This is a genomic window from Halarchaeum nitratireducens, assembly GCF_014647155.1.
GTDB lineage: Archaea > Halobacteriota > Halobacteria > Halobacteriales > Halobacteriaceae > Halarchaeum > Halarchaeum nitratireducens.
In genome coordinates, this window is sequence record NZ_BMOQ01000008.1 from 13,303 (window position 1) to 32,990 (window position 19,688).

Consider the following 19,688-nt stretch of genomic DNA (forward strand, 5'->3'; position numbering starts at 1 on the left):
CCGAAAATGAACAACGGTAGACTCCCGAAGTGTCTTCGAGGATTAGTGGGATATCGCAGACCCGGTGTGAGTCATCGCTGAGGACTCACCGCGAAAGAAGATTTCACTTGCATTGTCCTTCACGGATTGATATTGGTCGTTCGCCCACGCGACTGCCTGTGAAGTGGTACTTACGAGGAGGCCGGCGATGCCGTAGTCCGTGAACATAAGGACACCAGCACAGGCATCGTCAACGATCCAAACCGCAAACGAGAACGGAACCTCTCCCTGATAGAATCCAGTGGCATCGTCGTGAACAAGTGACCGGGTGAACTCTGGGAAAACCTCCATGGCCGGCTCGAAGAGTGACTTCGGAACGATGAGTTCGAAGTCGTACCCATCGCGCTCCCGGAGCTGGTCATAGAGTTCTCGAGTGTGTCCGAGTACATCGGAGGGCGTGGCGAAACGGAGAGTGTGACCATCGGTTGCGTGGTCGATGAACTGCGCCATCACCTTGCTTGGAGTTAGTGTCTCTGTTCTGTAGACGGTGGCTCCTCTGAAGAATTCGTCCGGTGGAAGGTCGCCTTGATCGAACTGTTCGAATAATGGGGCTGCTGCTTCGAACGTGCTAAGCTGGTCGAGATACTGGGTTCGGGTGCGAGCGATGTAGTGTCCGAGTGGGGTTGCTTGCCAACAGCCGTCGTTACGGGTGACGAGGTTCACATCTTGGAGTGTGCGTATCCCACGATTCACCGTCGACCGCGAGGTGTCGAGGATGTCTTCGAGGTCTGCCTTGGTGTGAGAGTTCGTACAGAGGGTAGTGAGCATGTCGTGCCGGGTTTGGAGGGCAGCAACGAGGTCTTTAGGTAGAGACTCCATCGTGTCAATTAGGTATATTTTCCCGCATTGAAAAACCTATCTGTAATTATCGAGTATGAGTGGAAATAAAGTCGATATTAGATGGGGGACGGCGCGTTTGTAGGCAGTAAAATTCCCAAACATATTTTCTGATATCAATTTAAAAACTTGTTGAGTAGATAACCTATCTATACTCCCGATCTGCCTAAGAATGGTTTAGACACGGGTTTAGAAGATTCTTGGGAGAATGAGCGGGCGGCGAACGCCTTGACCGGCACCGTGGCCCACCGCCACGAAGTCGGCTATTCGCGCCGTGAGACAACAACGACTCTTGACGTACTTGGCGTGGATCGGTCGCATAGCAGGGCTCACTCAGCAGTTGCGTTTCTCCGCCGACTCCAATAGAAGTACAATCTCGCAGATACCGAGTTCCTCGTTGACGGCTATAGCTATCTGACTGTCTTTCTCGAATAGACCGAGCGGTTATCCCGACTATCCCGACCGGAACCATATCGAAACGTGGTGCTACACCCTCAAAATGCACATTGGCCGCTTCTATCACTCGTAGGTGGGCAGTCGGTCAAGCACACGCGATTGGCTTGATCAATTCGTGCATTACTACAACCGGCAGAGACCACGCTAAGCTCTCGATGGAAAGATGGCAGCACAAGAGGTGCAGAACTAGACAGTGCTAATAATCCCGAATTATAATAGAGGTGAACTAGTTTTCCCTCCTATTATACAGCCGAGATCTACATATTCAGAATATCAAATCAGATCCCATATTGTATATGTTTGTTGCAGCATCAGCTGCGTCCTCAGCAGTATTTGCAATTTCGTCGACAACATCAGACCCTACCTTAACGGAAACGTCATATGCATCACTAATATCTGACTCAAGCGTATCCGCAATATCATCTGCGATCTGTTCTGCGTCATCAGACAGATCTGTGCCCGAACAATGTACGCTCAGCATTACTGCCCCGGGAGAAGACAGGTTATCAGAGTTTTTAGTTATATATACATCCACATATTGATCATCGCAAGAGGTGTTCTCGCGAATAGCATCATTTGCAGCACATCCGATTACTTGAGAACCACAGATAACTCCACCAACCACCAGACCTCCACCACCAGCACCTAGGCCACCAGCGACGGAGAGAGTAGCACAACCAACATCGGTTGCAGAATAGTCCACTCCTCTGTTATTTAACCACTGGTTCAGTTGGCTATTTGGGTCGTCGAAAAGACCACATAGCTCATCGATTTGTACGGAGCCTACATAGTTGTAACCGGGAATAGTGCTAGGCATATTATTTTTCCTCGCTGTTAACTGCGATGGAGTATGTAACTAGCTGATCCTCATTCGCAGCACCATTCTGCGCAGCTGGGGCACTACAGTCGATCATTTTGATTGGGTCAGATTCTCGTTGATATATTCCTCTAACATATATATCACCGAATTTTTTCTTTGCGTAGAGAATGGCATTTTGGTTGGATTTTGGAGGGTCATTCGGGGTGCACTCAACCTTGAAAACTGACCATGATGTGCTAGTCTTCTCATTTGTCACCTTTTTTCCAATAACACTTTCGCCAAGCTGTGGGGAGTACCCGCGGTCGCGGATCTCTTGGCGGACAGCTTTGAATGCTGCTGAAGACATAACCTCTCCCCGTAGCTGCCCCATCTTTCTATTTGAGAGAGGATTTGTAGTAATTTTATCTGGATCTTGTCTACTTTCTGCAGTCGCTGACGCTGAAAATTGAGAGATGCCGACACCTAGAACTGCACTGCTGCCGACCGCTTGGAGTATTTTTCGCCGCGACAGGTTACTATTCATACTGTCTCTTTTTTCCCCACCGTCTTCAAGTTGGGAATCTCGATCGCTTTTGGTCATGGTGTCAACCAGGTAGATCAACATTCAGGAGAATAATTACATCATCGGATGATTATATCTGCCTAGCTAACTAACGAGTGAATTATCTGCTGCGCAAAATCAGAGTGTGGACTAAATCAATAAATCGGAGTCAAAACCTGACTCCGGTAGCAAATACTAACGTATTATTAAATCAAGACAATTGTAGCACATGTTTATACGTCGTGGGGTGAATAATGTAGGGATGTCATGGACAGACATTTGTGAGTCATATAGGTACTTCTAGCGGCAGTAAACGTATCTCAACGGATCTTCACCGAGTACGACTAGGATTGGTAACGGGTTCAACCATGAACGCCTTGACGAGCCTCAGAAAAACACACGGGTCGGGCTAGTGTTTATTTAGACATATTCAGTCGACTCAGACGACGATGTCGGGATTTTCGAAAATTCCTCGCTTCGTGGCCTGCATCTCGCCGCGCGCGATTTCCGGCCGTGCTTGCGTCAGTTCGGCTCACGACCGCTTGATCCCTTTCGATTTCGGACCCGTGAGCGACTGATCAACTAGCTTTTGCTTAACTAAACACCGCCTGTCTTGTCGATTCTGCATCGTGGCTACAAACAGCACTATCGGCATGGCCCCAATTACCGATACGAGAAACACGGCAATCAGAACAGCGTCAACTGTGTCTTCCAAGAATTAAAATGATGAATAATCTAGTTCTCAAACTGTTTCAGCCACGCTGACGTAGAAACCTCGAAATTGTCTTCAAGCGTTCGACTTTGCATGGAACCAGCTTATCTGAACACTACCGAAGCGTGGCACCCGAACTATTTTTAATATGCAGAATGAAACTTGAATTATGAGCGAAAATAAACACCGACGATTCTTTGGAGGTCGAGTTGGACCTGTAGGTGAAAGTTTTATTGTGGGTATACTTGTCCTGTTATTTCTCACAATGGTTTTTCTGTGGGACGGGCATTCATTTTGGGAGAGTCTACTTACAGCTACTGCTTTAGGGTCTATTACCATTTTTCTACGCTATCTTGTCCACAATATAAAAGGAAGAACGTGATGGTACTGTCTAGTTTAGCACCTTCTCGGCTGGCGTATTTCCGTCGAGAAATTGATGCGGCCTCTGATGGTTGTAGTAATGCACGAAGTGCCCAAACCACTCGCGTGCGCTCGACTGACTGTCCATCTAGAATTCTGGAAACGATCGATGCGCATCGTGAGCGTGTGGTACCACGTTTCGATGAGATTCCGGTTGGTATAGTCCACCCGACCGCTCACCCCTAATCGAGAAAGGGCAGTCCGATAGCCGAACTGATCGACGAGAAACACCGTGTCGAAGAGATCGTGTTTCTCGCGGAGACCATGCAGAAGCGTAATCGTCGGATCGGTGCCTTGCCGCCCAACAAGGCGATGCCGAAAATCAGCTTCGTGTCAAGATTGATCGCGGCGTACAATCAAGACCACTCGCGGTTGATCCTGATAGCGATTTCGTCAACCGCGACCCGCTTCGGTTGCGCCTCAGACGGGTCGTCAACGCTATCAGAGACTCAAGGTACCCACTGAATGATCACATGATGAGAACGTTCTACGCCGAATAGCCGAAGAATCTCTTTCATCTCCCTAAGTGAACAACTGGTCGCGTAGAGCCGGACGGTGAACGCTCCCAACCTCTTTCTAAATCACCGTCATAGACCTCCCTAATCAGGTATGCGAGTATCTGAGCTAATTACTCAACGGCTTGCTCGTTCCTCAAACTGGCTTAACTAGACAGTGGTTTGGAGAGGAAAATAGACAACGGGAGAATACGTAGCAGATCTATAGCCCATTCCCCCCAGTATAATGTTTCACTATTTATTCGGCCTAGCACTTGTGTTCCTCGGCGTCCTCAGAGTCGGAGCTATTCTTGCGTTTGTACTTACTCAGACGCTAACTATCATCGTTCTCTACGCTCTCATATACGCGGTTTTCACCTTCGCGTCTGACGTATACATCGTCACCGGCACAGGGTAGTTATTAAACGAAAACCAGCGAGTTGCAGGAGTTCTCGGTCTTCGGTAAGGTAGTCGTTATCTGAAATGAACGACGCTAGTGCCGCTTCAACTGTGGCTCTGTAGAATTATGCAATACAGGACCTCTTGATTGGTTATAGCAGTTTAGATCTGAAGCCACACTAATCAAGATATACAGACACGGTAGTATCCTTCCCAACCCACGCTCAGAACCCACAGTAAGAGGAGGGTGTCGGAGCGTTTGGGGTGCGGCGGCGCCGACGGTGTTCGTGGAGCGTCTCGCGTTCGCCGACGGTGACTTTGCGCGTTGGCATGGTGGTTCCCCTTGGGTGGCGTCCTACTCAAGCGACCAGTCCCACGACGTCGACGACTGTTCGTCGACTTCGCGCGCGAAGCGCTCGTAGAGTTCGAGCATCCCGGGGAAGTCGATGTACTCGACGTCGTCGCGGATGTGACGCTCGTGGCCCTTCGTGCGTTCGTGGGCGTTGTCGTAGCGGAGGATGGTGTCGCCTCCGACCTCGCCGAAGTGGAGGCTGTAGTCCCGTCTACTTGGGTATTCGTCGTGCTCGGTCTGCTGGGTGGTGATGGACACCACATCGCCGTTTCTGACGTCGCGTCAATCTGCGACCGTGGTGTCGGACGCCATCCGTCACCCTATGGACCCCCCTCCCTAGTCAAAAGCCTATGGATGAAACCACATAGCCTAGAGGGCGCACATCGGTTAACCAACACTACACACTGGGGACGCCAAACGTTGGTCAATACTCGAGATCACTCTGGACGACGGGTTTGTCTCCCCCAGAGGGGTAAGGGAGTTGGTAGAACGGCTTCGATGAAGGTGTACAGACTGACGAGACAACGTCCAGATGCCCGGAGTACGGCGGCCGTGTCACGATGAGCACAATGAAGACGATCTGCGAGGACAGTACTTTGACATCCTCCCACCCTGAGGGAGTGGGATTCCTCCGGAGGGGATGTTGGCTATGCCGTACCCATGGAGACAAGTTTCCCGTCGCCGGTACTCCAGTTTGTGCGCTCCTCATTGGGACTGGCCCTCTCGGGAGAGCTTGGTAACTCCGACCAATTGTGGTCGTCCCACTTGAGGCGCACGGGCCGTGCCATCGACCCGACTTCCAGATTCGTGCCGGCCTGTCGTTCGAGGAACGTCCGCGAAGCGTCGAGGTCGGCATGGCCTTCGTAGCCACACGAACACCGGAACACATCGCCGTCTCGCTCTGTATCGTCTCGCTCACCGCATACAGGGCACTCCGCGGTCGTGTACGCTTCTGACTCGACTTCGACTGCAATGCCGTATTCCTTGGCCGTCGTCGCGAGACGGTCGATGAACGATCGATACGCCCAGAACTGGTGCGTCTTCTCGTTCACTCGCGCCGACCAGTGTACCGACAGCACGTCGGTGAGGTCGCCTACGTACACCGTCGCTACGCCCTCCTCGTACAACCGTTCGATTAAGTCGTGGACGAGCGCGTCTTGTGCGTGGTCGCGTCGCCGTGTTCGCTTGCGGTACAGGCGCTGAATCCGTTGGCTACTGTACCGTCCCTCGCGGAGTTTAGACTGCAAGCGGGCGATCTCCTCGGTGGTTTCGCGGAAGCGGGCGAACAGGTCACGACCTTCGTAGAGGCACTGCTGGCCGGTCGTGGTGGTACAGGCGACGAGGTTGTTCGCGCCGACGTCCAAGGCAGCTGATTCCTCGTGAATCCCGTCGAGAATCAGGCACGGTAACGGGTTGAATGGCCCTGAACGTGTCGTCCACCTCGTCGTAGTACAGTTCCAACCGGCCCTGTTCGCCCTCCCATTTGGGGTCGCCAGCGACTTCGAGGCGCAGGCGGTCGTGGTAGCCAAGTCCGTACTCGTCTTTGAGGTCTTAGCCGACAGGGATTTCGAGGCGACTCCGTTCGCCGGTTTCGAGGGTGTACTGGTCGTTCCGGATATACGTCCGCAATTCCCTGCCGTCGTCCTCGTTGCCCCAGTAGCCGGGTGGGGCGGTGTCCCCGCCGTCCTCTCGGGCAGCGAAGAACGATCGCCACGCTTCGCTGTTCTTGCGGATGACCTGTTGGGCGGTGGCGGAGCCGAGGACGCCGACGTACTGCTTGCGGTAGTCAGCGGTCTTCCACACCGACTCGCCGTCGAAGAAGTTCTGGCGACGTTAACGAGACCTACGGTCTCGTTCGCACACAAAATCGCTACGCGATTTTGGGACGTTCGTAGGTGAGTTCGTTCCACAGGCTGGCGGAGGTGTCCAACAGCTCACGGAGCAGTTGCTCGTCCTGCGTGGAGAACGGCCTGACCGCGAACGTATTGGTTCGCCTCACGACAACAGACATTTGTAGATCTACGTCTAAATGTCTTTTAGACACAGACGATGCGACCGAATATCGACATTTCGCACACGGTGAATGGGCGCGTGAAAGACTACGCTGAACGGGAAGGCAAGAGTCTCGAAGAAGCCTATCAGGAGATTATTGAGGCGGGTCTTGAGGCGGTAGAACATCCAGACAAGTCGTAGCGAGTGGACTGCTGGGCTGTATTGTCGTTTACACCCCCTAAAGGGTGGACTTCCGCTCGCCACGTGTCAACCCACAACTATGGGGGTGATATTCCACTTTAAGGAAGATTTATTCCGTCTGCGTGCGTGAAATCGTGTATGAAGGAGCCACGTGACGAGTTGAAAGCCGACTCGGTGGAGCGGCGGGACGCTCCTGATTTCGACGCGCTCACCCCTCCCGAAGACGTGGTTCGTGGGGGGCGAACGCGAGACAACTTCTTCGACGCGATCCTGACGCTCGGGAGTCCGACGACCGTCGAGGAGGTTGCGGAGCGCGCCGGGCATGGCGTGGATGCCGCGCGTGAGTATCTCAAGTGGTTCGAGCGAATGGGTGTCGTTACGCGGGTGACGGAGTCGCCGGCGACGTACGAGCGCAACGAGGCATATCTCCAGTGGCGGCGCGTGCAGCGCCTCCAAGCGGAGTACTCGCAGGACGAACTGCTCGAATTCCTCCAGGCTGCGGCGGAACGCGACGACGCATACACAACCACGTTCGACGTTGAGGCACCCGAGGACGTCTCGATCGCGGCGTATGCACGCGAGCACGACGAACCCGTGGAAGACGTCTGGGAGGACGTCTCACGCTGGATGACGACGCAACGTCGGATTACGCTCCTCGAACGAGCGCTCACCGGCGCAGACGACGGTCTCGCTGGCCAGCAGTCCCCGGCATGAGCAGCGGTGACGAGACGCCCGACCTCGACGTGGGTGATGGCGCACCAGTCGACTTCGAACGGCTCTCGCTCATCGCCGAGCGTCTCGGCAACGACACTCGCTTCCTTCGAATTAAGGAGTCGCCGCCCACTGCACCAGACCGACTCGTCTGTGTGTTCGACCCTGCGCTCTATCCGGCGAGCGTCGAAGAAGCACGCCTCGACGTCGTCTGGTTCGAGAATGAGACGTTCTCGATCCACTACCACGAGAGCCATGCCGAGAGCGAGTTCGACTATCGCTGGGACCGGCATCCCTCGACACACAACGCGCTCGATCATATTCATCCAGGGCCGGACGCGCCGACGCCGGGGGAGGATGCGCACCATCCCACTGACTGGCGGGACGTCCTCTCAACGGTGTTGAACGAAATCGAGGACCGCCAGTGCGGCTTCTGGACCGACTAGCCACCTCCACACTCACAGTTCGTTTTTCACCCCTAGATGGGTGAGGGGTCCAGTGAGACGGCGCATTCGACGGACGCCTCGTGATTCAGATGGCAACCAGAGACATCTACAAGAGCGGTTTCGACGAAGTCGTACAGACCGACGAGACCACGTCCGGATGCCCGGAGTGCGGGGGTCGAGTCGAGATGAACGCAGTGGAGACGGTCTGCGAGGAGTGTGGGCTCGTGATCGACGAACACGCGATCGACCACGGCGGCGAGCCCGTCTACGACGACGAAGACGAACGGACGGGCGCACCGCTCACGGCGTCGCGGCACGACCGGAGGCTCTCGACGACGATTGGACGGAAGACAGACGCAAAGGGAAACACACTCTCGACGGCGAAGCGTCGGCAGCTCGGTCGGCTTCGGCGTGAACAGCGCCGCGGGCGGTTCCGCTCGAAAGCGGAGCGTAACCTCGGACATGGTCTCGGCGAGGTCCAGCGAGTGGTGAGTGTGCTCGAGCTCTCGGAGACACATCGGGAGCGAGCATGTCGGCTGTTCCGGAGCGCGCAAAACGAAGGCCCGCTGTGCGGGCGGTCGATCGAGGCGATGGCGGCAGCGAGCGTCTACGCGGCCTGTCGCTGTACCGGTCACCTGCTCCCCCAAGGGGACATCGTCGACGCCGCCCGCGTCGAGAAGAGTCGCGTGATGAACGCCTACTCGGTCCTGAACGAGGAACTCGGGTTGCCGGCGCAGCCGATGCGGCCGCGGGCGTTCCTCGCGCGCTTCAGTTCCAACCTCGATTTGCCTGGACGAATCCGGCGTCGTGCTGAGAGTCTCGCAGAGCGCGCTCAAGAGCGTGGCGTCATTGGTGGGGTCACCACAGGATTCGCCGCCGCGTGCCTGTACGTCGCCGCAGGGGAAGCTGACTGGCCGCTCACCAAGTTGCAGGTCGCTGAAACTGCTGGCGTCTCGGCGAACACGGTTCGAACTCATCGGGACACTCTCAGTGAGATGGTGGACAACCGAAGCGCAATCCCGAGCGGTCGCTAGTCGAAGGCCTTAACGAGGTATTCGCCGCTCTGCGTGAGCCGGTAAATCTTCTTCCCGTCTTGCCGGTCTGCGATTTCGATCATACCTGCGTCTTCGAGTTCTCCGAGATGTGTGTAGATGTATCCGTGGCTCAAACCGAGTTCAGCGGCGAGCGCGTAGCCGTGGAGGGGTTCTTCGCGGAGTTCTCGGAGAATTCGGAGTTTCGTATCGCTGATGAGGCCACCCATTAGCACTGGGACTTCTGACCGGTCGGATGAAACGTATATAATAGAATATCCAGACCGGTCAGGGAAAACAAACAAGTCAAAAAGACTATCAGAGTGTCGGGAGTAGCACTGCTATCGAACCAGTATCCGGCCCTCCTAACGGACACCTCACAGACAACTCACCAGCCACTACCCATGAATATCGAACCCGAATCGAGAGTACAGTTCGTCACCTACGATAAACAGCCGAGTATTCGCGTCGTGGAAGCAGTTGCAGCACTCGAAGGCGTCGAGCAAGAAGAATTGCCCCCACTACAGGAGACGGTAGATGTCGATGCACTCGATACGGTATACAGTACGGAAACAGAAGCACCGCTCTCAACGAGCGTTCTCTACAACGGATACCAGATCCTGATTCGGAGTACCGGTACGATATGGCTCCAGAAGATCACCGCGTCACGGCCGGAACGGACGCCATCACCGAGGAGCACACTCGTCCTGGCACCAACTGGAAGCACAGCGGACACAACGACCTGTCGAGATCTTTCAGTGACAGCCCACCACGAGCATGCACCGCTGCTCAGAGTACTGCTCTCAACTGGTGACGACCGGACTCATAGCTGTGAAACCGCCGATGCACACCATCCATCTCGGATCGACATCATCAGTTGTGTCGACGACTTTACGGTAGAAACCCCAAGCACCGATGTTAGAGGGTCCCCTCAAGAGGAGGTTCATATCGAATCGATCACTGGGAAGCCTGATCTCAGCACGCTCGGAATTCGAATCAGCGAACGACTATCGGTACTCTGCTCTGTAGAGTCTCCTCCAATAGTGTGCTTCCAGTCGCTCACTGATCTTCTAGACCTCGCCAATTGTGAACGCGTATTTCGGTTTCTTCACCTCCTCATGCACCAGCTCTCGGAGGCCGGAGCATACGCGCACGTTCATTTCGATCCGCGTGACTACGATGAGCGGACGATCAGGACGCTGAGTCCACTCTTCGATGTAACCCTCGATACCCGGACTACGAGCGCAGAGGCATACGCTGAGAGCAATTAGGACCCAAAGAAGTACGGACCGATCGACGTGATTGCACTTGCTCGCCGGCCAAATCCTCAAAGTAAACACCGCCCGTGGCTGCGTGGCGCGGAACCGTTAATCGGCAGTAGACTCAATGTCGCGTATGCGCCTCTACTTCGCCGCGCCGCTGTTCAACCCGATGGAGCGCTCGTTCAACGCCGACCTCACCGCGCGCCTTGAAGACGCCGGCCACGACGTCTTCCTCCCACAACGCAACGGGATCGAGACGCTCGAGGACCCCGACTTCGACTCGGAGGCCGAACGCATGGAGATGATCTTCGAGCTCGACCGCGACGGCGTCGTCGAGTCGGACGCCGTCGTCGCTGTCCTCGACGGTCGCGTTCCCGACGAGGGGGTGATGATCGAGATCGGTATCGCGCACGAGAACGACATTCCCGTCCTCGGGCTGAAGACGGACGACCGCGTCTTCGCGTCCGGCGAGTCGCTCAACGCGATGATTCACGGCGCGCTCACGACGCTCGATGACTCCGTCGAGGCCCTCCTCGACACCGTCGACGTGCACGCGGAGTGACGGCGAGCCGCCACCGCTAAGCCGCCCCTCAAGACGTCTCCTCACACGAGCCTACTTGATGTACCTGACGCACCGTGAGGTGGCCCTACAGTAAATACAACATCATCGGGAAGGAAGATCGATGATAAGAGCTAGCAGAACCGAACCCAGAGTTTTATTCGCTCATCCAGCACATGGTTTGTTCACAAGTGACTCTCCAGAGGCGTATCAGAACAGAGTTTATGCGTCTCCCGGTAGCGGCTTTCGCTGTCGTTTCAACGGCGTATATGTTCGTGGTCTCGCAGACACGAGGACCAGCCGTACCAGACCAGGTGGTGGGGGTTGTCGGTTCGGATATCGCCGTACTGTACGCGGTAAGGGATCTCGCACTGGTGATTTTCATCGGCGGATTTTTGCTCGGCTGGTGGCGGACAACTACAGCCCAAGACGACGCCACAGCACAGACTACTCGCGAGATGTATGCCGACGTAGCCCTTGCAGTGATCGTAATCTCTGGCTGGCTTATTGCGCTAGCGATAGGGACACAAGTACCCGCACGCGGTGTTCCGTCGCTACTACCCACAATCGCGTTCCTGCTCGTGACACCAGTCTACGCCGCCACCAGCGTCGGAGTTGGCGTAGTCACAGGAATCGTTACCTCTCGATCGATGCGGGGGAGAGTCGGGGCACTGCTCGTTCTGGGCTCAATACTGTTCTTTCAGGCAATCATAGATATCGGATACGGTACTGTCACCGGAACACCAGTAAATACGTTCCAACCGCCATCGGATCCGTTGTACTTTTTGTTACATCGGCTGAGTCCCTTTCGACTGTTTATCGCCGGTGTGAACTGGATTTACGGGATCGGTAGCTCAAGCAGTGGGGTAGTTATCACAACTCAACAGCTTGAGCCTGCTACAGAACTGAATGCATTCATCACAAATGCTTTCGTCGCCGAACACACCTTTGAGACCGTACCTTGGTTCCTCACGGGTTGGGCTGCACTACTTGGTCTGTGTCTTTGGTTCGGTGCCACCTTGATCGTGATCGTATCAGAGACCGATGGATGACCTGTCCCCCCTGGAGGTGATCTCCGAATTCGCGCGGGACTGAACAGAAACAGGCGTGCCGTCTCTTCCGAAGCGCCCAAAACGAGGATCTGCTTTGTGGCAGATCCATCGAGGTCATCGCCGCGGCCAGCGTGTACGGGGCTTGCCGGTGTAACAGCCTCTCGCGGTTGGTGGACGATGTCAGCGAGATTCCCCGCGTCGCGGAGTCTCGAGTCAGGAACGCGTACAAAACGCTGAACCCGTCTCCCCCAAGATGTTCGTGCCGCGCCTCGCCTCGGATCTCGGGTGTCCGGACGAAATCCGACAGCGGGTCCGAGCTCTCGCGGAGCAGGCCGAGGCGCGCGGCGTTACAACAGGTGTCCATCCAGCCGGATTCGCCGCGGCCTGCCTCTACAAGGCCGGTCGCGAAGAGGGGCGATGGCTGACGCAATCCGAGGTTGCAGGGGCCGCTAACAGCTCACTGACAACGATTCGGAACCATCGAGACACACTACAACAGCTGGACGAAGAGTACAGGGTGGGCACCAAGGGCAATACAGAGAAGCGAGAAGCATCTACACAAGCAGAGGTTAGATAAGCGTTGTAACAGAGGGTATCGATAATGGACGAGGACCTGGAGTCAACCAGCTATTTGTCGGCTGAGGATATCCGTGACATCCACGAGTTGATCGTGGAGTCAAATGCGGAGACAACCGCTGGGGTCGCCTCACCAGGCGATATTGAGTACACTGTTGAACATATTCAGGAAGGCCATTTCGGTCAGGTTCCCGAGTCGCTCCACGAGAAGGCATTTCAGCTGTTGCGGCTCATTGCGGCGAATCATCCATTCGTCGATGGCAACAAGCGAACGGCCCTCATGTCGACCCGAATTTTCTACGCGCTGAACGGCCGCCGCTTTGACTATGATCGGGAGGTCAAAGAGATTCTGAAGGCGCTCGCGACAGATGAGGACAGTGTCGATGAGGACGACGTGATCGAGTATCTACGGGAGCACACAGAGCCGCTGGCGCCGGAATACGGGGCGACGATCAACCTGTGGCTGGCACGAATTGAAGGCACAGACCAGCTACCGGCGGACCACGGCACAGTCAATCGGGAATCCCACGAACCGAACGATTATGACGACGACCCCCATAGTGAGGAGTAAGGATGGCCGCTGAAAGTGAGCAGCCCGAGATTCCCGATGAGATGTCCCCCGAGGAGGCACGGCAGTATCTCATCCGGTTCCTCGGCCGCCAAGACCTCGATGAACACGAGGAAATCTACGACGAACTCGCGACTGAGTAGGACTATCTCTTAGCTGCGGGTTCTACCAGTACGCCGGCCAGTCAAGCGATATCGGTCTTCCAGCGATCGCCGCTACCGCCGCCGGGAACTGCTGTAGTCAGTCATCGGTTCACGAGCGGCTTCGACATCCGAGTAGAGTACCAACGCGTGCTTGATGAGACGGCGATCTTCCAGGGTCTCTTCCCAGCGCGTAATCACGTCGCGGCGGTCGCGGAGCTCGTCACTTGTGAGGTCGCCGTCGGCGAGCGACTGTTCGAGCTCCTCCCACGTCTCGACGTCGTAGGTCGCCTGCCACTCCTCGATCTCCTCGGTGATCGCGGCCAATTCGTCGCGAAGCTCTTCCCGTGAGTTCTCCTCGATGAGTCTGCGAATCTCCTCGAAGAGCAATCGCGTGTAGTCCGGCTGGTAGCGCGTCGTCTCACCGGCCACGACGCGACGCAGCTGGCCTTGGTCGACGAGATCCCGAAGTTCCTCGTTAGTCGTACTCCAGGCGGCCTCGGCCTGCTCACTGATCCAGTTGACCGACCGCGGCTCGCGGAGCGTCTCGGCGACCGCCCGAATGCGGTCACGGGCACTCATCGACTCAGCCCACGACCGGACACCATCTTGCGAGGGTCCGGACATGTTTGGCACCTCTTACGACAGTGTTGGCGCCTAACCCCCATATATGTTTGTACCTTCTCGTATAATCGAGAATTTGTTCCGAGCATAGGCGTCCGGACATTCAAATGCGAAACCGACAGAAGCTATGAGCCAACCGATGCACGACAGATATTCTGACTTTGAGGAACTGCGGCCGACCGGCGAGGCGTCCCACATTCCGGACACGAGGCTGGACGACGGGTGTGAAGGTGACCCCCGGCGGCAACGCGTCGCGACGAGCTCTGGTGGCTACCCTGATGCGCCGACGGTACCCGACGGCGAGTGCCGTTCCTGTGGGGCGTCAGTCCCAGACGGCCAGACGAAATGCCGGTTCTGTCTCACCAACCATCTCGAGAGTGGCGCCACAAGCACGAACGGGACAGCGTCGACGACGTTCCTCGGTATCGTCCACCTGATCGTCGAGTCGACCATGTTCTACGGCGCCGTGTCGAAGGGCGGCGCCGCGGCGAACCTCCTCTCCGCCAACGAGGCGGAGCCGGCCGTCGACGACTACACCCTCATCTACGATCTCGACGAGGCGCCGGCGTGCCAGTTGGCCGAGCAATGGCCCTCACTCCCCGACACGGTACAGGTGGCCTCAGAGGAGGGAGAGCGGCTTCTCAGTGCCGCCCGTGACCGGGCTGAGTGGCACGGGCAGGGAGCGTCGGAGCGTCAGGAGCAGGCCCCGACGCGGCTCTACGACCAGCGGGGGGGACGGCATCCGCGACGCGTCGCGTCTCGACGCGGCCCTCGACGACGCCGACGACGCGGTGTGGCTGGTTCCAGCGATGGCGCTGACCGAATCCACTGGCGAGGCTGCGGCTGATCGCCAGGTGTCGTCGGTACCGACGACGCAGGAACTCGACTGTCAAACCTGTGGACGGGCGACCGACCATCGGTTCAAGACCCACGAGTCGATCCCGGATGCGGCGTGGACGGGCCAACCGATCTGGGAGTGCCGGGTGTGTGGCTCGGCTCGCTACGGGCCGAATCCATCGACGCACCGTTCGTCTTAACCAACAAAATGGCTATATGATCCTCAATGTTGGTTAATAGACGCACTCAGTTCCACAGCTACCCGCAGCCGGAGAGGTTTCTCTGCGCCGTGAATCGGCGAGGCGCTTCAAATGGACCCACGCAACACACCGGGATATCGACTGCATCGCTCACTCACCAATCTCAAGCGCATCGAGACGGCCGGACTCGACGACGCAGATCAGGAGCGGATCGAGGCAGCGAGAGCCCTCCTGCAGGACGTGAGTCTGCTCACCCAACCGCAACACAGCGGAGACGCCGATACACAGATCAAGTCCTGATCGACGTCGCAGGCCGGAATTCGGGTATCTCGTTCCAGAGTCTGTTTATTGCCCCCCAGAAGGGGTGCGGGGGAGAGAACCCCGAGGCCAACAGATGACCCACCTCACTGAACAATTCCATATTACCGAAAAGTAACAACGAAGGTGAATCACAAATGGACAACACGCTACGACGTACGGTACGAATCAAACTCGACGTACCCAGAGAACGTCGTGGCGATCTCCATCAGACCAAGACTCAATTCCCCCACTGCGCTAACCGAACGAGCGAGTGGGCGTGGCGGTACGACGACGACTGTATCACCAGCAAGAGCAGGGCCGAAGAGGCCCTGTATGACGAGTTACAGGAGGAAACCGAGCTCACCGCTAACCTCGTTCAGAAAGGTATTCGTCGCGCTATCACAGCCGTCAGGGCCGGCGTCGAGAAATTGACGCAGGGCAAGAAGACCAGCCAACCAAAGTTCGACTCGTGGAGCATCGTGTACGACAAACGCTCCGCGACGTTCAACGACGACCACGCTACCCTCTCGACGCCGAACGGAAGAGTCACCGCCGAATACGTTCTCCCACCTGAAAATCAGCGAGAGAACACGCCGTTCGGACGGTACTACGAGAGTGACAACTGGAATACGTCAAGTGCCACGCTCCAATATGACGAGAACGAGGACACGTTCTACCTGCACGTTACGCTGAAAAATCCCGATTATGGGAGTGACGGACCGGAACGCCAAGAAAGCGAGTCATGTGATGATCTCCCCGAGAACGGAGTGGTTCTCGGCGTGGACTTGAACGTGACTGGCGCGTTCGTCGTCACCTCCACAGGCGAGTTCATTGGCAGTGCAGACTTCCTCACCCACAAACGCGACCAATACGAGCAACGCCGCGGCTGCCTACAACAGACGGATACTCGATCGGCCCACCTCACGATTCAATCTATTGGTAGTCAGTTCAGCGAGTGGTCATTAAACTGGCTCCACAACCGGGCCAACGACCTCATCGAGGAAGCCGGTGATGCGGATGTAGACGGGATTATTTTCGAGAACCTCACTCACATCCGCGAGAACATTGCGAACGGGAGCAAGTTCCAGCAGTGGGCCTACGCAAAGTTCGTGGAACTCGTTGAGTACAAGGTTGAGTCCACTGGGTTGTTCGTAGACTTCGTGAACCCAGCGTACACGAGTCAACGTTGCTCATATTGTGGGTGTACCCACGATGATAATCGCGACGACAAGCAGTTCGAGTGCCGGTCATGTGGGTATGAGGTGAACGCCGATTATAACGCGGCGAAGAATATTGCAAACCGATACTGCGGGTATATCCATCGCGGGCAGAAGTCTCGCGGTGGATGGGCCACCAGTCAACTGGCCCTCAAGTCAGGGACGCTGAACGTGAACGGCGAGTACACGCCTTCCGCCTTGCGCGGATAGAGCGGAAGTCCACTGACAAGTCTCAGGGCTTGACCCAGAGACGGTTGACCAAGTGCCGCTTTCCCATACTCAAAAAACAGTACCTCGTTCGCGACGGCGAAGTCCTCCACGCGGACCTCAGTTCCCCCGACCCGATCGACGAGTAGCGTTGTTCGTCCCCTGGGAGGGGTGCGGGGCGATCCAGTCGTGGTCACCCCGTGAGGTGATTGCTCGATGGGGCACCGCGCACTCGTTGCGTACGAACGTACAGACGGACAGTACACGCTCCACTACAGCCATTGGGGCGCATCGAACCTGAAGCTCAAGCACCGAATCTCGGCTGAGTCGCCGTTCGGTGGCGACGACACCGACTCCACGTGGGCGAAACAACTCCTCGCAGAGCTGGCCGATGGCCTCAAGGCAGATGCGGTCGACGGCTACCTCGCCGACGAGGATCGACCGTCGACGGTCGTCGAGCCGAAGCCCCGCGCCACCGGGCTCACCCTCGACGAGATCGTCGCGGACCATCTCGACTACCTCCACCACGAGGCGTTCTTCGTAGTGTCGACGACGTTCGAGGTGACCGCCTATCGGACGCTGTGGTTCGGCCTGCAGTACGACTCGGAGACAGTCGAACAGGGGGAGACGATCGGGAATGGCGCGCTCGCGACGGTGCGTTGGTACGACGGCGAGCCGGTCGGTGATGGCCACCTGCAGGGACAGTTCGCGGCCCTCAAAGACGTCGTCGGCGATATGCTCGACAAAGGCGTCTTCACGCCGTCGACGGCGAGGCAGTACCTGAAACGGAAGCTGGCCGAGCGAGTCGGAGACCGACAGGAGCTGCTGATTCCGACCGGGGAATCACCCTTCGAGAAGGCGAGTCTGAACCACTCCTAGGTCGATCTGCTTCGTGGCAGCTGCTGTTTTTCAGGGGCCGGAATGGGTGAGCCCCGCCATAGGCTCGGATTCGATGACCACAGAGGACGACCCGTTTCACGACTGCGAGTTGGATCCCGAGGCGATCCTCGGGACACACACCTTCGAAGACGTCCTGTTCACCGACGAGACGGAAACTCCGGTGAACGTGCTCACCGGCGAGACGCCCGCACATTCGCAAGCAACCGTCGAGGAAGCGAAGGAGTTCGCTGCGAGTATCGACACGGAGACGCCCCAAATCGCGCTCCCCGCATCCGTCGAGTCGCAGGTCGAAACACAGAGCAAGCCCTACACGGCGGCCGCATTCTTCCACTTCAAGGCGACTGGCTCGCTCGAACGGCACCGCGCCTACCACGCCGCCTACGAGTCGGACGCGTTCGCGGTCGACTTCGAGGCCGACTACGAATCGGGCGATCTGACCATCACTGTCGAACGAACGGACGAAGACTGAGAATCCGCCGTCACGAGCAGGTTTTTCGAGCGCCGGCGATGGGTGCCGGCGCAGCTGGAGCGAGCAACGACACCCGGTGCGTCGGCGTTTCGAGGTGTTCGAGATGCACATGATCATCTACGCGCTGGTAGAGGCATCGACGCACGACGACGCGCTGGCCACCGGAAAGACAGCGTTCGATAGGTTGGTGGGTGCAGACCCACATTCCGCTGGCGTGTTCGATTACTACGCCACATTCGACGAGGAGGACACCACCGTTGCGGGGAAAGCGCGATGGGGAGAACTCCCGACCGCGGCCCCCGTCGACTCCGATGACGGCCAAGATCTCCTCGAGCGTGGCTGGGAGGCGACGAAGGAAGAGTTCGAGCGGAATCTCGACCGCGTGAAGGACGCGCTCGACGAACTCGACGATGAGGCGATCATGCGTGACGAGAACCTCGCGCGCCACGCCTTCCACAACGTCGGCGCGTATCGAGGCTCGTCGGTCTTCTTCTACGACGAGTACGGGAACGGCATTCGCCATCGTGAACGACTCGACCAAGTGTGCGAGCAATACGAGGCACCGTGGATCATCCCGGCCGATGTCCACTTCTAGCGGGTCGATGAACGAGATTCGACTTCACTGGCGGCTTGCACCGGACGGGGCAGCGCGATGAGCCATCGGCGACCGCCGTGGGAGAAGCCAATCCCGAGGACGGCCGTCGGGTACTGTGTCAGCTGTACGGACGTGCCGGCGGACCCAGTCTACGCCGCACGCGGTGACCAGTACTGTGCCGCCTGCTACTTCGAGGAGGTGCTCGCGAACACGGCCGACGAGGGGTAGACACCCCGTGTGCAAAGTGAGGTTCTTAACCAACAGTAGCAGGGATGTAGGGAAGTTGTTGGTTAATCCGGGCGGCGAGACCGACGTCGTTTCTCACCCCTAGAAGGGGTGCGGGGGCGGTGATCCCACGTTCTGACCATGGACCGAAACTCGTCGAGACGGACGGCGAGACGTAACGAGAAAGCGAAGAGGACGGCACGGGAATGCGTGTAGACGGCCGTGCAGTCGTGCTGAATTTCACGGAGCTCACCGTCTCGATCTGGTCACCAACAATCTAAACGGCAAACAATGAAAACTTACGCAAGACGTGGTGATAATGAATTTCCGTGATGAAGTAGGTAGATTGGTCAATATTGAAGAGCGCTGGGACAGTTTGGAGGCGTATTTTGGTCTTTATCTGTCAGAAGGGGGTTGCTGAATATAGAGGAGTAGTCAACAGCATTCTGTGTTTAGTTCGCTTCTCGGAAATTGAAATCCGTCGTTAAGTTGCTGTGCGTATGTAG

At 56.8% G+C, this 19,688-nt stretch carries 20 protein-coding genes and 5 pseudogenes; 17 read left to right on the forward strand and 8 right to left on the reverse strand.

Annotated features, from left to right (window positions below; all coding sequences use genetic code 11):
- Positions 1–42 precede the first annotated feature (42 nt).
- The 6 genes and pseudogenes from IEX91_RS13600 to IEX91_RS13625 all read right to left on the reverse strand — a co-directional run bounded on the left by IEX91_RS13600 (position 43) and on the right by IEX91_RS13625 (position 7,081).
- Positions 43–858 (reverse strand): helix-turn-helix transcriptional regulator, encoded by an 816-nt coding sequence (locus IEX91_RS13600; RefSeq protein ID WP_456152228.1) that lies wholly within the window; start codon positions 856–858, stop codon positions 43–45.
- Between the two features lie 739 nt (positions 859–1,597).
- Positions 1,598–2,149 carry a hypothetical protein gene (locus IEX91_RS13605; RefSeq protein WP_188879659.1) on the reverse strand — a complete coding sequence of 184 codons (552 nt, stop codon included), beginning with the start codon at positions 2,147–2,149 and terminating at the stop codon, positions 1,598–1,600.
- A 1-nt stretch (position 2,150) separates the two neighbouring features.
- Complete coding sequence (locus IEX91_RS13610; RefSeq protein ID WP_188879661.1) at positions 2,151–2,756, reverse strand: hypothetical protein; 606 nt, start codon at positions 2,754–2,756, stop codon at positions 2,151–2,153.
- Between the two features lie 1,040 nt (positions 2,757–3,796).
- Positions 3,797–4,388: pseudogene (locus tag IEX91_RS13615) on the reverse strand (IS6 family transposase); the annotation flags it as partial.
- Between the two features lie 685 nt (positions 4,389–5,073).
- Positions 5,074–5,382, reverse strand: a pseudogene (locus IEX91_RS13620) (toxin-antitoxin system TumE family protein).
- Positions 5,383–5,717: 335 nt separating this feature from the next.
- A pseudogene (locus IEX91_RS13625) lies at positions 5,718–7,081 on the reverse strand (RNA-guided endonuclease InsQ/TnpB family protein).
- A 38-nt stretch (positions 7,082–7,119) separates the two neighbouring features.
- On the opposite strand from IEX91_RS13625, the gene IEX91_RS16350 reads away from it, so the two are divergent.
- From IEX91_RS16350 to IEX91_RS13640, 4 genes are all read left to right on the forward strand, one after another.
- A complete protein-coding gene (locus IEX91_RS16350; protein ID WP_211087894.1) occupies positions 7,120–7,263 on the forward strand; it encodes a hypothetical protein in 144 nt (47 codons plus the stop codon).
- A 138-nt stretch (positions 7,264–7,401) separates the two neighbouring features.
- Complete coding sequence (locus tag IEX91_RS13630; protein WP_188879663.1) at positions 7,402–7,977, forward strand: DUF7342 family protein; 576 nt, start codon at positions 7,402–7,404, stop codon at positions 7,975–7,977.
- Positions 7,974–8,420 (forward strand): hypothetical protein, encoded by a 447-nt coding sequence (locus IEX91_RS13635; RefSeq protein ID WP_188879665.1) that lies wholly within the window; start codon positions 7,974–7,976, stop codon positions 8,418–8,420. The genes IEX91_RS13630 and IEX91_RS13635 overlap by 4 nt, the downstream gene beginning before the upstream one ends.
- Before the next feature lie 89 nt (positions 8,421–8,509).
- Positions 8,510–9,454 carry a transcription initiation factor IIB gene (locus IEX91_RS13640; RefSeq protein WP_188879667.1) on the forward strand — a complete coding sequence of 315 codons (945 nt, stop codon included), beginning with the start codon at positions 8,510–8,512 and terminating at the stop codon, positions 9,452–9,454.
- Here the strand turns inward: IEX91_RS13640 and IEX91_RS13645 are convergent.
- Positions 9,451–9,681: a winged helix-turn-helix domain-containing protein gene (locus tag IEX91_RS13645; protein WP_188879668.1), complete on the reverse strand. Its 231-nt coding sequence runs from the start codon at positions 9,679–9,681 to the stop codon at positions 9,451–9,453. The two genes, IEX91_RS13640 and IEX91_RS13645, sit on opposite strands and share 4 nt — an antisense overlap.
- Positions 9,682–9,855: 174 nt before the next feature.
- Between IEX91_RS13645 and IEX91_RS13650 the strand changes: the two genes are divergently transcribed.
- The 6 genes and pseudogenes from IEX91_RS13650 to IEX91_RS13675 all read left to right on the forward strand — a co-directional run bounded on the left by IEX91_RS13650 (position 9,856) and on the right by IEX91_RS13675 (position 13,611).
- Positions 9,856–10,722: a DUF7504 family protein gene (locus IEX91_RS13650; protein WP_188879669.1), complete on the forward strand. Its 867-nt coding sequence runs from the start codon at positions 9,856–9,858 to the stop codon at positions 10,720–10,722.
- A gap of 124 nt (positions 10,723–10,846) precedes the next feature.
- The gene (locus IEX91_RS13655) at positions 10,847–11,275 is read left to right on the forward strand and encodes a nucleoside 2-deoxyribosyltransferase (RefSeq protein ID WP_188879670.1); all 429 of its coding nucleotides are present in this window, start codon (positions 10,847–10,849) and stop codon (positions 11,273–11,275) included.
- A gap of 188 nt (positions 11,276–11,463) precedes the next feature.
- Positions 11,464–12,324 (forward strand): hypothetical protein, encoded by an 861-nt coding sequence (locus IEX91_RS13660; RefSeq protein WP_188879671.1) that lies wholly within the window; start codon positions 11,464–11,466, stop codon positions 12,322–12,324.
- 50 nt (positions 12,325–12,374) lie between these two features.
- Positions 12,375–12,901: pseudogene (locus IEX91_RS16765) on the forward strand (transcription initiation factor IIB); the annotation flags it as partial.
- A 24-nt stretch (positions 12,902–12,925) separates the two neighbouring features.
- Positions 12,926–13,471, forward strand: coding sequence for a type II toxin-antitoxin system death-on-curing family toxin (locus tag IEX91_RS13670; protein ID WP_188879672.1), 546 nt, complete (start codon positions 12,926–12,928; stop codon positions 13,469–13,471).
- Between the two features lie 2 nt (positions 13,472–13,473).
- Positions 13,474–13,611: a hypothetical protein gene (locus IEX91_RS13675; RefSeq protein WP_188879674.1), complete on the forward strand. Its 138-nt coding sequence runs from the start codon at positions 13,474–13,476 to the stop codon at positions 13,609–13,611.
- Positions 13,612–13,683: 72 nt separating this feature from the next.
- Here the strand turns inward: IEX91_RS13675 and IEX91_RS13680 are convergent, their stop codons facing one another.
- Positions 13,684–14,235 (reverse strand): DUF7342 family protein, encoded by a 552-nt coding sequence (locus IEX91_RS13680; RefSeq protein WP_188879676.1) that lies wholly within the window; start codon positions 14,233–14,235, stop codon positions 13,684–13,686.
- Positions 14,236–14,371: 136 nt separating this feature from the next.
- Here IEX91_RS13680 and IEX91_RS13685 point away from each other — a divergent pair.
- From IEX91_RS13685 to IEX91_RS13715, 7 genes and pseudogenes are all read left to right on the forward strand, one after another.
- Positions 14,372–15,269, forward strand: a pseudogene (locus IEX91_RS13685) (biosurfactant protein 1).
- Between the two features lie 111 nt (positions 15,270–15,380).
- The gene (locus IEX91_RS13690) at positions 15,381–15,569 is read left to right on the forward strand and encodes a hypothetical protein (RefSeq protein WP_188879677.1); all 189 of its coding nucleotides are present in this window, start codon (positions 15,381–15,383) and stop codon (positions 15,567–15,569) included.
- A 155-nt stretch (positions 15,570–15,724) separates the two neighbouring features.
- Positions 15,725–16,996, forward strand: coding sequence for an RNA-guided endonuclease InsQ/TnpB family protein (locus IEX91_RS13695; RefSeq protein ID WP_188879678.1), 1,272 nt, complete (start codon positions 15,725–15,727; stop codon positions 16,994–16,996).
- A gap of 213 nt (positions 16,997–17,209) precedes the next feature.
- Complete coding sequence (locus IEX91_RS13700; protein ID WP_188879679.1) at positions 17,210–17,872, forward strand: DUF6735 family protein; 663 nt, start codon at positions 17,210–17,212, stop codon at positions 17,870–17,872.
- Positions 17,873–17,945: 73 nt separating this feature from the next.
- Entirely contained in the window at positions 17,946–18,362 is a 417-nt protein-coding gene (locus tag IEX91_RS13705; RefSeq protein WP_188879681.1) for a hypothetical protein, read from the forward strand.
- A gap of 103 nt (positions 18,363–18,465) precedes the next feature.
- The gene (locus tag IEX91_RS13710) at positions 18,466–18,957 is read left to right on the forward strand and encodes a hypothetical protein (protein ID WP_188879683.1); all 492 of its coding nucleotides are present in this window, start codon (positions 18,466–18,468) and stop codon (positions 18,955–18,957) included.
- 57 nt (positions 18,958–19,014) lie between these two features.
- Positions 19,015–19,185, forward strand: coding sequence for a hypothetical protein (locus IEX91_RS13715; RefSeq protein ID WP_188879685.1), 171 nt, complete (start codon positions 19,015–19,017; stop codon positions 19,183–19,185).
- Positions 19,186–19,688: the final 503 nt, after the last annotated feature.